This window comes from Klebsiella sp. K5-204, from assembly GCF_030128585.1.
Lineage (GTDB): Bacteria > Pseudomonadota > Gammaproteobacteria > Enterobacterales > Enterobacteriaceae > Klebsiella > Klebsiella quasipneumoniae.
This window is the reverse complement of sequence record NZ_JAKUZS010000004.1, coordinates 180,407-194,461: the sequence shown is the minus strand read 5'-3', so window position 1 is coordinate 194,461 and position 14,055 is coordinate 180,407. Positions and strand designations below refer to the sequence as shown.

Here is a 14,055-nt window from a genome sequence, read left to right as displayed (position 1 = left end):
TTAACTGCGGGCGGCGACCAGTCGGTCGGCCTGCTCTTTAATCACCGGCCATACCGACTCAATCGCCACATCGGCGACATTCGCTTCTTCACAAACGATCTGCCTCGCTTTGTCATAGCCCGGCGCCCAGATATGATAGCCGGGCAGCCCGGTATCCTTGAGTTTGCGTTTGTTATAGACCGCCACCATCGGTTTATCGAAAGCGCGGGCGATATGCACGATCGAGGTGTCCGGCGTAATGACTAAATCACAGCTGCGAATCACCTCCACGGCGGAGTTGATAGTGCTGTCGGCGACGTACAGCGCCATATCCAGCCCCAGCTGCTGAATTTTCTCGCTGCGACCCACCATCACGATACAGACCCGGTAAGGCAGAGCATGTAGCCGCTCGACCAGGGTCGCCACCTGATGACGACAGAAGTCTTTATCCTCGGAGGCGGTAAAAGGGTTAATGGCGACGCGCAGTGCGACCTCTCCGGCCTGGGAAAGCAAGCGCGCCACTTTCTCCCGCTCATGGCGACAGCCGGGGAGATGATAGTCGTATGGCTGGTCGTCAACGACGCCAAAAAGCTTCACCACCTGCTGATAGCGCAGGGAAATATGGCTGTTGCTGTCAAAAAAAGCGATCGAATGATCGTAAAGTTTATAGGGCTCTTTATTAAAGCCAATCACGCTGGTCGCCCGTAAATCGGCGAGTAATTTAAAGCGTTCATAGCTGGTCACGTCATCAAAATCGATAACCGCATCAAAACCCGCCGCCCGTAACGTATTTAAGGACATGCGTGGTCGATATAAATATACTTGCTCAATGAATTCTGAGCCGGCTAATATTTCGCAGCATATTGGTCCGGTTAACACCGAAACCTGATATCCCCTTTCGGCCAGTATTCTGGCGCAGCCGGTGGTCACCACCATATCGCCGACTTTATCGTCCAGGCGCAATAGCAGCACGCGGCGCACGGGGGCCGGGTCGAAGGGTTTGCGCGCCGGCTTATTTCTGTATCGATAGTTAATTAAATTAAATTTAATACCGCGGAAAAAAGCGTTCTTTTTCCGCGTCAATTGTTTAAGGATACGCATACGGTACCTTGAGCTGTGTTAGCGCTGTGTGATTTTCCGCTGGTAATATTCTGCCAACGTCATGCCCTTCACCTGCGGCGCCAGCCAGCTAAAAAAGGCTTCAAGGTCAGCGTATAAACGCTCAATATCCCGTTCATTCTGGAACGTGGGGCTGCCGCCGGGCATATATTCTGAAGAGTGGAGCATATATTCCACGTAGTCATTGCCCTGCGTCAACGTTTGTTCGACGACTTTTTTCATCGTCTCCACGTTGCCGCCCATCGGACGCAGCCAGTGCACGGAGGGGGAACGCACTTTGCCGCGCAGGCGGTCGTAGCCCTGCTTCACGCTGTTCATCCACGCGGAGTGCTTGTACTGAATGCTCATCGGCACTTCCAGCAGCGGCGAGCGGCCCTCGCGGCTGATGTCATTTTCATCGAGGAAATAGGCATGCTGCGGGAAGCGACGATAATCGGTCCCGCCATCGCCCTGCGGCGCCCCCTTGGCGGTCTTCCAGTTCACCCGCGGGGTCACCGAGCAATCCACCTGATACCCGTACTCCACCAGCAGACGCGCATAGCGCTCGTCAAAGGCCCAGCGCCCGGCGCGATGACTAACCATTTTGGTCTGGAAGGTGTCCTCCAGCAGACGCGTCATATAGTCGACCTTCTCACGCATCATGGCATCGCTGTATTCAATGAGATAAGGCTTATGCCGCCAGTCATCGGCGGTCAGCGGCTCGGTCGGCGGGCTGTTCCAGGCATGCAGATGCATACCGACTTCCGCGGTGCCGCGGGCAATCACGTCTCTGGCGAATTCGATATAAAAGGGATCGATGGCCATTTCATAATTGGTCAAATAGACCGGTTTAAAGCCATACTTTTCGCAAAGCTGCTGAAAACGCGGGAGATAACGCGCATTCTCGGTGGTGATGCTGTCATGTTTTTGCCAGAGGTTATCGCCCTCTGTATCAATCGTGATGAGAAATGCGGGATTGTGCACGAAAACGTCCTCAGGCCATACGTATCGGGTCATGGTAGAGCAATACAACGCTTCTCTCAATCTGTCTGATCCCCTAGAATCGGAACCCTTATCCTGGATGAAGAACAGAGTATGACGCCTGAAACCCTCTCCCGCAGCCCCTTGAACCCGGCGCGGATCCTGGTCATTAAGCTGCGCCATCATGGCGACATGCTGCTGATCACCCCGCTTATTCACGCGCTGAAACAGCAGTATCCCGCCGCCAGCGTGGATGTCCTGCTGTATGAAGAGACCCGGGATATGCTCGCCGCCAACCCCGATATCCACCAAATTTATGGTCTCGACCGCCGCTGGAAAAAGCAGGGGAAAAAGCATCAGCTGAAGATGCAATGGCAGCTCATTCAGACGCTGCGCCAGCAGCGATACGATATGGTGCTCAACCTTGCCGACCAGTGGCCGAGCGCGATTATCAGCAAACTGACCGGCGCCGCGACGCGGATCGGCTTTGATTTTCCGAAGCGTCGCCACCCGTTCTGGCGCTATTGCCACACCGCGCTGGCCGCCACCCAACAGCATAATCAGCTGCATACGGTACAGCAGAATCTCTCTATCCTCGCTCCGCTCGGTATTCAGTTGAACGACGCCCCGGCGCGGATGGGCTACAGCGAAGCAGACTGGGCCACCAGCCGCGCCCTGCTGCCGGAGGACTTCCGGGATAACTACATCGTCATCCAGCCAACGTCGCGTTGGTTCTTTAAATGCTGGCGCGAAGACAGGATGAGCGCGCTGATCAACGCGCTGTCCGCCGAAGGGTACGCGGTGGTACTCACCTCCGGCCCCGACGATAGAGAGAAGAAGATGGTGGAGACCATCATCGCCGGCTGCCCGCAGGCGCGGCTGCACTCTTTAGCCGGCCAGTTAACGCTGCGCCAGCTGGCGGCGGTGATCGATCACGCCCGGCTGTTTATCGGCGTCGACTCGGTGCCAATGCATATGGCTGCGGCTCTCGGCACCCCGCTGGTCGCCCTGTTCGGCCCCTCGAAGCTGACCTTCTGGCGTCCATGGCAGGCGAAAGGCGAGGTGATCTGGGCAGGCGACTTCGGTCCACTGCCCGACCCGGACGCCATCAACACCAACACCGACGAACGTTATCTCGATTTAATTCCTACCGACGCCGTGATCGCGGCGGCGAAAAAGGTACTGGCATGAGTAAATTCAGGCTGGCTCTGGTGCGGCAGAAGTACCGCCCGGACGGCGGCGCAGAACGCTTTGTCTCCCGCGCGCTGGAAGCCCTCGACAGCAGTCATCTGCAGCTGAACGTCATCACCCGCGAATGGCAGGGGCCGGTGAAACCGGACTGGCAGATCCATATCTGTAATCCGCGCAAATGGGGGCGCATCAGCCGCGAGCGCGGGTTTGCCAACGCCGCGCGGGCGCTCTGGCAGCGCGAATCCTTCGACCTGGTGCAGAGCCATGAGCGTATTCCCGGCTGCGATCTCTACCGCGCCGGCGACGGCGTTCATCGCCGCTGGCTGCAACAGCGCTCGCGCATTTTACCGGCCTGGAAAAGCCGCCTGCTGTTTGCCGACCGCTACCACCGTTATGTGATGCAAGCGGAACGGGAGATGTACGAAGACCCGCATCTGCGCGGGGTGATCTGCAACGCCGAGATGATCAAACGCGAGATCATCGAAGACTTTGGCCTGCCAGCGGACAAGATCCACGTTATCTATAACGCCATTGATAACCAGCGTTTCCTGCCGCCGGGCGAAGAAACCTTTGCCGCCTTACGCGCCAAATGGCAGTTGCCGCTGCAGGCGACCTGCCTGATTTACGTCGGCTCCGGCTTTGAGCGTAAAGGGCTGGCGGCGGCGATCCGCGCCATCGCCCCGACCGATCGCTATCTGCTGGTGGTTGGCAAAGATAAAGATCAGCCGCGCTATCAGGCGCTGGCGAAGAGTCTCGGCTGCGAAGCGCGGGTGCGCTTCTTCGGCATGCAGTCGGAGACGCTGCCGTTCTATCAGATGGCTGATGGCCTGCTGCTGCCGACCCTCTACGATCCGTTCCCCAACGTCATCCTTGAGGCAATGGCCTGCGGTCTGCCGGTGATCACCACCACCGGCTGCGGCGGGGCGGAGTTTATCGTCAACGGCCACAACGGTTACGTCTGCGACGCCCTGGATATCCCGGCGCTGCAGCAGGCGGTGATGGCCCTGCCTGCCCGCGCGCTGGGCTCCGCGGAAGGCGACCGCGCCCGCGAGCGCATCATGGCCTGCACCAGCAAGCGCCTCTCAACCCAGCTGCTTTCCCTTTATCAGGATCTGGTGAAATAACGATGCGCATCTTATTTGTGATTGACGGATTGCCCGGCGGCGGCGCGGAGAAAGTGGTTCTCACCCTGGCGGCGCAGTTCCTGCGCGACGGCGATCGGGTCTCGCTCATTTCGCTACGCGACGTCTGCGAGTACCCATTGCCCGAGGGGCTCGACTACCAGGTGGTGGCCGATCGCTGCCGCAAACCATGGCGCAAGCTGACCGAGCTGTCCCGCCGCGCCCGCCAGCTGGACGCCGCGGTCATCCGGGCCGAGCAGCAGGGACAATTTGACCTTGTGCTCTCCAACCTGCACAAAACCGACCGCATCGTCGCCCGCAGCCGGGCGCTGCGCGAGCGCAACGTCTGGTTCTGCCTGCACGGCGTCTTCTCGGCCTCTTATCTTGGTCACCGTACCGGCTTTGACCGCTGGATGAAGCAGCAGAAAATTAAGCGGATTTACCAGGGGCGCAACGTGGTGGCGGTTTCCGACGCCGTGGGGCGCGATCTGGTGGACGCCTTCGCCCTGCGCCCGGCGCAGCTGAAAACCATCTATAACCCGTTCGATATCGCCGCCCTGCGCGCCGGGGCGGAAGCCGACAGCGAGCGCCCGGACGGCGACTACCTGATTCACGTCGGCCGCTTCCATCCCGGCAAACGCCACGACCGCCTGCTCGAAGCCTACGCGCAAAGCGGCATCGACGCGCCGCTGGTGCTGTTAGGCCAGGGGAAACCGGAGCAAGAGCAGCGCCTGCGCCAGCTGGCCAAAACGCTGCAGATTGACGACCGGGTGTGGTTCAAAGGTTTTCAGGAAAACCCCTTACCGTGGATCAAAGGCGCGCGGATGCTGGTTTTGAGCTCGGATAGCGAAGGATTCGGCAATGTGGTGGTGGAGGCGCTGCTGTTGCATACCCCGGTCGCCAGCACCCGCTGCCCCGGCGGCGTCACCGAGATCCTCACCGGCGAACTTGCCCGCGGTCTGGCGGATCTCACCAGTCCGGCGCTGGCTCAGACGATGCAAAGCATTTACCATAACCCGCCGGCCATCGACGATGCCGCGCTGGAAAAATTCAGCGTCGTGTCCATTTGTCAGCAGTACCGTCAGCTGCAGCGCATCTGACGCCGTTAGTTAACCAGGATCGAAGATTTATGAGTCAAACGCCTTTACTGAGCATCGTGGCTGCCGTCTACAACGGTGAGAAATTTCTTGCGCAATTCTTTGAGTGCATTGAACAGCAGCAGCTGGACAGCTATGAACTGATCCTGGTGAACGATGGGTCGACGGACAACAGCCTGGCGGTGATCGCCGAATGGCGGGATCGGCTGCAGAACGTCCAGGTGCTGGAGCAGGAAAACCAGGGCGTCTCGGTCGCGCGCAATACCGGCCTGGCGGTTGCCAGCGGCAAGTATCTCGCGTTTCCGGACATCGACGATAAACTCTATCCGGGCATGTATCGCACGCTGCTGGAGATGGCGGAGAAAGCACATCTCGATATCGCCACCTGCAACGGCACCTACGTGTACGAAAAGGGCCGCGAGAGCCACCCGATCTTTCCGCTGGACCTCTTGCCCTCGACCGGTGTGTTGCCGGGGCATGTCTGGCTCAAGCAGGCCCTGGATTCGCGGAAATTTCTGCACGTCACCTGGCTCAATATCTATCGCCACGATTTTATCCGCCAGCATCACTTCCATTTCGAGCCCGGCCTGCGCCATCAGGATATCCCGTGGACCACAGAGGCGCTGCTGGCCGCGGAGCGCGTGCAGTACACCAGTCAGCAATTCTATGATTACTACATCCACTCTGAGTCGGTGTCGCATAAGCCGGACAACGACGACACGCTGATGCGTTCGGCGCGCCATTACATGAAAATTCTGGAGATGCTGGAGGCGATCAACCAGCGTTACCCGGACAAAGTGCGCCATATCGCCGCCTGTCGCTGGCAGATCGCCAAAGAAGGCCTGGGGATCATCCACACCTTCGACAGTATGAAAGATGAGTCGAAAAAGCATGTTATCATTAAAGAATTCTTCGACCGCGGTATCTGGCGGTTAATCTGGAAAAACGCCTGTACTTTCCGTTTACGCTGGCGCCTGGGACGCCGTTATCTGCGTATTAAGCGTTATCGCCACGCGGGATAGACCAAAAACCCGCTGTTTCCGCCAAAGAGATAGCTTTACGCGGGCTAAATGCTTAGAATTTGCCCGCCAAAACAGAGAACGGATAAATAGTTTGGAATTGCTTTATACCACCCTACTTTACCTTATTCAGCCGCTGGTGTGGCTGCGGCTGCTGCTGCGCAGTCGTAAGGCTCCTGCCTATCGTAAACGCTGGGCGGAACGCTATGGCTTCTGTCAGAACAAGGTAGAGCCGGATGGCATTCTGCTGCACTCCGTTTCCGTCGGCGAGACCTTAGCCGCCATCCCGCTGGTTCGCGCCCTGCGCCACCGCTACCCTTCTCTGCCGATCACCGTCACCACCATGACGCCGACCGGCTCCGAGCGCGCCATGTCGGCCTTCGGCAAAGATGTCCATCACGTCTATCTGCCCTACGATCTGCCCGGCGCCATGAACCGCTTCCTGGACACCGTTCAGCCGAAGCTGGTGATCGTCATGGAGACCGAACTGTGGCCAAATATGGTAGCCGCGCTGCATAAGCGTAAGATCCCGCTGGTGATTGCCAACGCCCGCCTGTCCGAACGTTCCGCCAAAGGCTATGCCAAGCTGGGCGGCTTTATGCGCCGCCTGTTGAGCCGTATTACGCTTATCGCCGCGCAGAATGAAGAAGATGGCAACCGCTTCCTCGCGCTGGGACTGAAGCGCAACCAGCTGGCGGTCACCGGCAGCCTGAAATTCGATATCTCCGTCACGCCAGAGCTGGCGGCCCGCGCGGTGACGCTGCGCCGGCAATGGGCGCCGCACCGCAAAGTCTGGATTGCCACCAGCACCCACGATGGCGAAGAGCAAATTATCCTCCAGGCGCATAAAAAGCTGCTGGAGACCTTTCCGAACCTGCTGCTGATCCTTGTTCCTCGCCATCCGGAGCGCTTCCCTGACGCCCGCGACATGGTGCAAAAAGCCGGAATGAGCTTCACTCTGCGCAGCACCGGCGAGATCCCCTCCTCCAGTACCCAGGTGGTCATTGGCGATACCATGGGCGAACTGATGCTGCTCTACGGCATTGCCGACCTCGCTTTCGTCGGCGGCAGCCTGGTGGAGCGCGGCGGCCATAATCCGCTCGAGCCGGCGGCACACGCCATTCCGGTGCTGATGGGGCCGCATACCTTCAATTTCAAAGATATCTGCGCCAAGCTGCAGCAGGACGATGGCCTGATCACCGTCACCGACGCTAACTCGCTGGTCAAAGAGGTTTCCACGCTGCTGACCGATGAAGACTACCGCCTGTGGTATGGCCGTCACGCGGTGGAAGTGCTGCACCAGAACCAGGGCGCGCTGTCGCGTCTGCTACAGTTACTGCAACCTTACCTGCCGCAGCGGAGTCATTAATGTCGAACCGGCTTTCCGTGGTGATGATCGCCAAAAACGCAGCGGACCTGCTGCCGGATTGTCTGGACTCCGTTAGCTGGGCGGATGAAATTATCGTCCTCGACTCCGGCAGTACCGACGGCACCGTCGAGCTGGCTCGCCGCCTCGGGGCGCAGGTCTATACCCATACCGACTGGCGAGGCTATGGCATTCAGCGCCAGCGCGCGCAGGACTACGCCACCGGCGACTGGGTGTTGATGATCGATACCGATGAGCGCGTCACGCCGGAACTCAGACAGGCTATTCTTACGGTCCTGGCAGCCCCGCAGCGCGGCGCCATCTACAGCATCGCCCGCCGTAACTATTTTCTCGGACGCTTTATGCGCCACAGCGGTTGGTACCCCGATCGTGTCCTGCGCCTGTACGAACGCGCCCGTTACCGCTATAACGATAATCTGGTCCATGAATCGCTGGATAGCCTGGGCGCCGAGGTCATTCCGTTGACCGGCGATCTCCTGCATCTGACGTGCCGCGACTTCGCTGGCTTTCAGCAAAAACAGCTGGCGTATGCCGCCGCATGGGCGCTAGAACGCCACCAGAAGGGCAAGAAGACCTCGATGACGGGGATATTCAGCCACACGCTGGGCGCGTTCCTGAAAACGCTGCTGCTGCGCGGTGGGGTGCTGGACGGTAAGCAGGGCTGGTTACTGGCGATGGTCAACGCGCAGTATACGTTTACGAAATATACCGAGCTGTGGGCGCTGAGCCACGGCTACTCGGAGAAAGAGTCATCATGAGCACAAAAGCGATCTATCCGGGTACCTTCGATCCCATCACCAATGGCCATATCGATATCGTCACCCGCGCGGCGAGTATGTTCGATAAAGTGGTGCTGGCTATCGCCGCCAGCCCGAGTAAAAAGCCGATGTTCAGCCTTGATGAACGTATTGCGCTGGCGGAGCAGGCGACGGCCCACCTGGTGAATGTTCAGGTGGTCGGCTTCAGCGACCTGATGGCCAGCTTCGCGCGCGCGCAGCAGGCCAATATCCTGATCCGCGGCCTGCGGGCGGTGGCGGATTTCGAATATGAGATGCAGCTGGCCCATATGAACCGCCATTTGATGCCCACCCTTGAGAGCGTGTTCCTGATGCCGTGCAAAGAGTGGTCGTTTATCTCCTCTTCGCTGGTCAAAGAAGTCGCGCGCCACCAGGGCGATGTCTCTCACTTCCTGCCAGCCAACGTCCACCAGGCGCTGTTGAATAAGCTGAAGTAACGCATCTGCTGGGGCATGAGCCAGGCTGGCGCTGCGCTTATCTGGCCTACAAACGTCCCCGGCCCACCAGATGCGCACCCGCAGGTCCGCTGACCTGACCGACAATCATTCCTGTTCCGGTGACTATTTCTGACACTGGCGGCAATAAAAGGTCGCCCGCTGGGCATGCTTGGTCCCGACAACCGGCGTGCCGCAGATCCGGCAGGGTTCGCCCTTGCGGCCATAGACCTGTAGCTCCTGGGCAAAATAGCCGGGCTTGCCATCGCTTTGCAGGAAGTCCTTCAGCGTGGTGCCGCCCTGCTCTATCGAACGCAGCAGGACCAGCTTAATCACCTTCACCAGCTGCTCGCACTCGTCCCGCGACAGTGAGGACGCCAGCCTGTCAGGGTGGATCCCGGCGGAGAACAGCGATTCACTGGCGTAGATATTGCCGACGCCCACCACCAGCTTGTTATCCATCAGCCAGGGTTTGATCGCGGTTTTCTTCTTCGCGCATTTCTGCTGGAGATAATCGGCGTTGAAGGCGTCGCTCAGCGGCTCCGGCCCCAGATGCGCCAGCACCGGGTGGCCTTCCAGCTCTTTGGTCCACAGCCAGGCGCCAAAGCGGCGCGGATCGGTATAGCGCAGGACTTTACCGTTACTCATAACCAGATCAACGTGATCGTGTTTTTCCGCAGGCAGCTCTTCGCTCAGGATGCGCAGGCTTCCCGACATCCCGAGATGGACAATGATCCAGCCGTTCGGGAGTTCCAGAAGCAGGTATTTGGCGCGACGACGCACGCTGAGCACCGGAACGTCGCTCAGGCGATAAATCTCTTCAGAAACCGGCCAGCGCAGCCGTCCGTTGCGCACGACGGCGTGCAGAATGGTTGCGCCAACCAGGTGCGGCTCAATGCCGCGGCGGCTGGTTTCAACCTCTGGTAATTCAGGCATGATTTTCCTCCATTTACCCGGCGTATTGTGCTTCACGGACAGGTGGCTGAAAAGGGAGTGTGTGAAAGCAATATGGGGGAGTTTTAAAAACAAAAAACCCCGCCGGAGCGGGGTTTTTATACAAGGAGGCTAAAATTATTTGATTTTAGCTTCTTTGTAGATAACGTGCTGACGTACAACCGGATCGTACTTTTTCAGTTCCATTTTTTCCGGTTTGGTACGTTTGTTCTTCGTGGTGGTGTAGAAGTGACCAGTACCAGCGGAAGAAACCAGCTTGATTTTCTCACGAATACCTTTAGCCATGATTTATTTCCTCTAAGTACTTAGTACTTTTCGCCACGGGCACGCAGTTCAGCCAGAACTGTATCGATGCCTTTCTTATCGATTACACGCATACCTTTAGCAGATACGCGCAGGGTGACAAAACGCTTCTCGCTCTCAACCCAGAAACGGTGAGAGTGCAGGTTCGGCAGGAAACGGCGTTTAGTCGCGTTCAGTGCGTGGGAACGGTTGTTACCGGTCACCGGACGCTTGCCAGTAACTTGGCAGACTCGGGACATGTCTATTCTCCAAAAATCAAATTAGCTCGAGCTTCGTATGGGGTATTGGCGCCTCGTCAGGCTTTACAGCCTGGTCATCGCAGTTCAATGTGAACTCTCGACTGCCAGGCCCAAATGCCAAACCCGAGATTCTCAAAGGTGGCGTAGTATACGCTGACTCGGCGATGTGCTCAAGTCCCGAACAGACAAAGATCCCGAAGGATCGCCAGTTCGGGGCTAAATCCAGCCACGTTCGGCAAAAGATACATACGCACCGCGGCCGATAACCAGATGGTCAAGCACACGTATCTCCATGAATCGACAACACTTTACCACCCTTTCGGTAATCAGCCTGTCAGCCTGACTCGGCTCCGGACTACCGGAGGGATGATTATGCGCAAGGATCACGGCGGCGGCGTTCACTTTGATGGCTTCGCGTACAATTTCTCGCGGATGCACCTCAACGTGGCTAAGAGTACCAGAAAAAAGGCGGCTATGTTTCAACACGCGGTTCTGATTATCTAAAAAGATCACCATAAAGATCTCGCGCTCCTCTTCCGTCAGCTGGCTTTGCAAAAATTCCCGCGTCATCGAGGGGGTGACCAGCGCGACCTCCTCAACCAGCTGCGAGCTAAAATAGCGCCGCGCCAGCTCGGCAATCCCCTTCAGTTGCGCATATTTCGCCAGCCCCAGCCCGTCAACGGCAACCAGTTGCGCTTTATCAGCGGAAAGCAGAGCGTAGAGCGAACCAAAACGCTGCAATAACGCCTGGGCGTAGCTCAGCACATCCTGACGGCGTGTGCCAATGCGCAGAAACAGCGCCAGTAGCTCAACATCCGTCAGCGCCTCGATGCCGAATTGCAGCATCTTCTCCCGTGGCATCAGATTTTCCGTTCCGTCCATGCGCCCTCCTGCGTGAATCAGCCTATCCTGGCACAACCTGACGACGCTGCCGACCCGCCGCTTTTCACCCTGCGTAGCCGCTCGCAAAGTGAATGCCCGTCAGAGGCACGACGGCGGCAGGATTGTGATAAGATGCGCGGATTCTGGTCTACGGCAACAGGAATACATCATGATGACTCTGGCGGGTAAAAAAATCGTCCTGGGCGTCAGCGGCGGTATCGCGGCGTATAAAACCCCGGAACTGGTACGGCGACTACGTGAACGCGGCGCGGAAGTGCGTGTCGCAATGACGGAGGCGGCAAAAGCGTTCATCACCCCACTCAGCCTGCAGGCGGTATCCGGCTATCCGGTTTCCGACAGCCTGCTCGATCCGGCGGCGGAAGCGGCCATGGGCCATATTGAGCTCGGAAAATGGGCCGACCTGGTGATCCTCGCCCCGGCGACCGCCGATTTGATCGCCCGCGTGGCGGCAGGCATGGCCAATGATTTGGTGTCGACGATCTGTCTCGCCACCCCTTCCCCGGTTGCCGTCTTGCCCGCCATGAACCAGCAGATGTATCGCGCGCAGGCCACCCAGCATAATCTGCAGACGCTCGCTTCCCGCGGCCTGCTGCTGTGGGGACCGGACAGCGGTAGCCAGGCCTGCGGCGACGTCGGCCCGGGGCGAATGCTCGATCCGTTAACCATCGTGGAGATGGTTGCACAGCATTTCGCCTCCCCTGTCAAAGATTTGCAACATCTCAACCTCATGATTACCGCGGGCCCGACCCGTGAGCCGTTGGATCCGGTGCGTTACATCTCAAACCACAGCTCCGGTAAGATGGGCTTCGCGATTGCCGCCGCCGCCGCACAGCGCGGCGCGAACGTGACCCTGGTCAGCGGACCGGTATCGCTACCGACACCGCCCTTTGTGCAGCGCATTGATGTAACTACCGCGCTGGAAATGGAAGCGGCCGTCCAGGCCAGCGCTCAGCAGCAGCACATTTTTATTGGCTGCGCCGCGGTGGCGGATTACCGCGCCGCCGCCATCGCCGAAGATAAAATAAAAAAACAAGGTGATGAATTAACAATAAAAATGGTTAAAAACCCGGATATCGTCGCCGGGGTTGCAGCGCTAAAATCGCATCGCCCCTACGTCGTTGGGTTTGCCGCCGAAACGAATAATGTGGAAGAATATGCGCGGCAAAAACGTGCCCGCAAAAACCTCGACCTGATTTGCGCCAACGATGTTTCCCAGCCTAATCAGGGATTTAACAGCGATAGCAACGCATTACACCTTTTCTGGCAGGATGGGGAAAAGCGCTTACCACTTGAGCGCAAGGAACTCCTGGGCCAATTATTACTCGACGAGATCGTGACCCGTTATGATGAAAAAAATCGACGTTAAGATTCTGGACCCGCGTGTCGGCCAGCAATTTCCGCTGCCGACCTATGCCACCTCCGGCTCCGCCGGACTTGACCTGCGAGCCTGTCTCGACGACGCCGTAGAGCTGGCGCCGGGCGCAACCACGCTGTTGCCGACCGGCCTTGCGATTCATATCGCCGATCCCTCTCTGGCGGCGGTGATCCTGCCGCGCTCGGGCCTGGGTCATAAGCACGGCGTGGTGCTGGGCAACCTGGTGGGCCTTATCGACTCCGATTACCAGGGGCAGCTGATGGTGTCCGTCTGGAACCGCGGTCAGCAGAGCTTTATTATCGAGCCGGGCGAACGTATCGCGCAGATGGTCTTTGTGCCGGTCGTGCAGGCGGAATTTAACCTGGTGGAATCTTTCGATGCCACCGACCGCGGCGAAGGCGGCTTCGGTCACTCAGGGCGTAAATAAGCCCAGCAACACGGAATCTGCATCCCAACGCGCATAATGCAATAACATCACCGCAAACTCTGGTTTGCGGTCGCGTTGTGGATGTCTGCCTGACAAGTGCTTATTTTCAGGGGTATTTTAAAACATGGCAGAAAAGCAAACTGCGAAACGGAATCGTCGCGAAGAAATACTTCAATCTCTGGCGCTAATGCTGGAATCCAGCGATGGTAGCCAACGTATTACCACCGCGAAACTGGCGGCTTCCGTCGGCGTTTCTGAAGCCGCGCTGTATCGCCATTTTCCCAGCAAAACCCGCATGTTTGACAGCCTGATCGAGTTCATTGAAGACAGTCTGATTACGCGCATCAATTTGATTCTGAAAGATGAGAAGGACACATCCGCGCGCCTGCGCCTGATTGTTCTGTTGATTCTTGGGTTTGGCGAGCGTAATCCTGGGCTGACGCGCATCCTCACCGGACACGCGCTGATGTTCGAACAGGATCGGCTGCAGGGCCGTATCAACCAGCTTTTTGAACGCATCGAAGTGCAGCTGCGTCAGGTGATGCGCGAGAAAAAAATGCGCGAAGGCGAAGGCTATACTCTCGACGAAACGCTGCTGGCCAGCCAGCTGCTGGCCTTCTGCGAGGGCATGCTGTCGCGCTTTGTGCGCAGCGAGTTCAAATACCGTCCGACGGATGATTTCGACGCCCGCTGGCCGCTGGTCGCCGCACAGCTGCAGTAGTTTTTTTGCATTGCCCGGTAGCGCTCTGC

General features: G+C 58.2%; 16 protein-coding genes. 10 read left to right on the top strand and 6 right to left on the bottom strand.

What is annotated here, in order from left to right; all coding sequences use genetic code 11:
• Both MKR05_RS12490 and MKR05_RS12485 read right to left on the bottom strand, forming a co-directional pair.
• Entirely contained in the window at positions 1 to 1,080 is a 1,080-nt protein-coding gene (locus MKR05_RS12490) for a glycosyltransferase family 9 protein (protein ID WP_044525046.1), read from the bottom strand.
• An 18-nt stretch (positions 1,081 to 1,098) separates the two neighbouring features.
• A complete protein-coding gene (locus MKR05_RS12485) occupies positions 1,099 to 2,061 on the bottom strand; it encodes a polysaccharide deacetylase family protein (RefSeq protein WP_023291361.1) in 963 nt (320 codons plus the stop codon).
• Positions 2,062 to 2,172: 111 nt separating this feature from the next.
• Between MKR05_RS12485 and rfaQ the strand changes: the two genes are divergently transcribed.
• The 7 genes from rfaQ (at position 2,173) to coaD (ending at position 9,107) form a co-directional block, all read left to right on the top strand.
• A complete protein-coding gene (rfaQ, locus tag MKR05_RS12480) occupies positions 2,173 to 3,249 on the top strand; it encodes a putative lipopolysaccharide heptosyltransferase III (protein WP_050533484.1) in 1,077 nt (358 codons plus the stop codon).
• Positions 3,246 to 4,373, top strand: a complete 1,128-nt coding sequence (locus tag MKR05_RS12475) for a glycosyltransferase family 4 protein (protein ID WP_048335567.1) — start codon at positions 3,246 to 3,248, stop codon at positions 4,371 to 4,373. Before rfaQ ends, MKR05_RS12475 begins: the two co-directional genes overlap by 4 nt.
• A gap of 2 nt (positions 4,374 to 4,375) precedes the next feature.
• A complete protein-coding gene (locus MKR05_RS12470) occupies positions 4,376 to 5,470 on the top strand; it encodes a glycosyltransferase (protein ID WP_023291364.1) in 1,095 nt (364 codons plus the stop codon).
• Positions 5,471 to 5,499: 29 nt separating this feature from the next.
• Positions 5,500 to 6,489, top strand: coding sequence for a glycosyltransferase (locus tag MKR05_RS12465; RefSeq protein ID WP_248569195.1), 990 nt, complete (start codon positions 5,500 to 5,502; stop codon positions 6,487 to 6,489).
• A gap of 91 nt (positions 6,490 to 6,580) precedes the next feature.
• A complete protein-coding gene (waaA, locus tag MKR05_RS12460) occupies positions 6,581 to 7,855 on the top strand; it encodes a lipid IV(A) 3-deoxy-D-manno-octulosonic acid transferase (protein WP_004205065.1) in 1,275 nt (424 codons plus the stop codon).
• On the top strand, positions 7,855 to 8,631 hold the full coding sequence (locus tag MKR05_RS12455) for a glycosyltransferase family 2 protein (RefSeq protein ID WP_048335571.1): 777 nt from the start codon (positions 7,855 to 7,857) through the stop codon (positions 8,629 to 8,631). The genes waaA and MKR05_RS12455 overlap by 1 nt, the downstream gene beginning before the upstream one ends.
• Positions 8,628 to 9,107 carry a pantetheine-phosphate adenylyltransferase gene (coaD, locus tag MKR05_RS12450; RefSeq protein ID WP_004205067.1) on the top strand — a complete coding sequence of 160 codons (480 nt, stop codon included), beginning with the start codon at positions 8,628 to 8,630 and terminating at the stop codon, positions 9,105 to 9,107. The genes MKR05_RS12455 and coaD overlap by 4 nt, the downstream gene beginning before the upstream one ends.
• 123 nt (positions 9,108 to 9,230) lie before the next feature.
• Here the strand turns inward: coaD and mutM are convergent, their stop codons facing one another.
• From mutM to radC, 4 genes are all read right to left on the bottom strand, one after another.
• A complete protein-coding gene (mutM, locus tag MKR05_RS12445) occupies positions 9,231 to 10,040 on the bottom strand; it encodes a bifunctional DNA-formamidopyrimidine glycosylase/DNA-(apurinic or apyrimidinic site) lyase (RefSeq protein WP_032454367.1) in 810 nt (269 codons plus the stop codon).
• A gap of 135 nt (positions 10,041 to 10,175) precedes the next feature.
• Positions 10,176 to 10,343, bottom strand: a complete 168-nt coding sequence (gene rpmG, locus MKR05_RS12440) for a 50S ribosomal protein L33 (RefSeq protein WP_002922510.1) — start codon at positions 10,341 to 10,343, stop codon at positions 10,176 to 10,178.
• 20 nt (positions 10,344 to 10,363) lie between these two features.
• Positions 10,364 to 10,600: a 50S ribosomal protein L28 gene (gene rpmB / locus MKR05_RS12435; protein ID WP_000091955.1), complete on the bottom strand. Its 237-nt coding sequence runs from the start codon at positions 10,598 to 10,600 to the stop codon at positions 10,364 to 10,366.
• A 216-nt stretch (positions 10,601 to 10,816) separates the two neighbouring features.
• Positions 10,817 to 11,482, bottom strand: a complete 666-nt coding sequence (gene radC / locus MKR05_RS12430) for a RadC family protein (RefSeq protein WP_101990873.1) — start codon at positions 11,480 to 11,482, stop codon at positions 10,817 to 10,819.
• A gap of 172 nt (positions 11,483 to 11,654) precedes the next feature.
• Between radC and coaBC the strand changes: the two genes are divergently transcribed.
• From coaBC to slmA, 3 genes are all read left to right on the top strand, one after another.
• Positions 11,655 to 12,869, top strand: coding sequence for a bifunctional phosphopantothenoylcysteine decarboxylase/phosphopantothenate--cysteine ligase CoaBC (gene coaBC / locus MKR05_RS12425; RefSeq protein WP_004205070.1), 1,215 nt, complete (start codon positions 11,655 to 11,657; stop codon positions 12,867 to 12,869).
• A complete protein-coding gene (gene dut / locus MKR05_RS12420) occupies positions 12,847 to 13,305 on the top strand; it encodes a dUTP diphosphatase (protein ID WP_004145270.1) in 459 nt (152 codons plus the stop codon). Before coaBC ends, dut begins: the two co-directional genes overlap by 23 nt.
• A 124-nt stretch (positions 13,306 to 13,429) precedes the next feature.
• On the top strand, positions 13,430 to 14,026 hold the full coding sequence (gene slmA / locus MKR05_RS12415; protein ID WP_004205072.1) for a nucleoid occlusion factor SlmA: 597 nt from the start codon (positions 13,430 to 13,432) through the stop codon (positions 14,024 to 14,026).
• Positions 14,027 to 14,055: the final 29 nt, after the last annotated feature.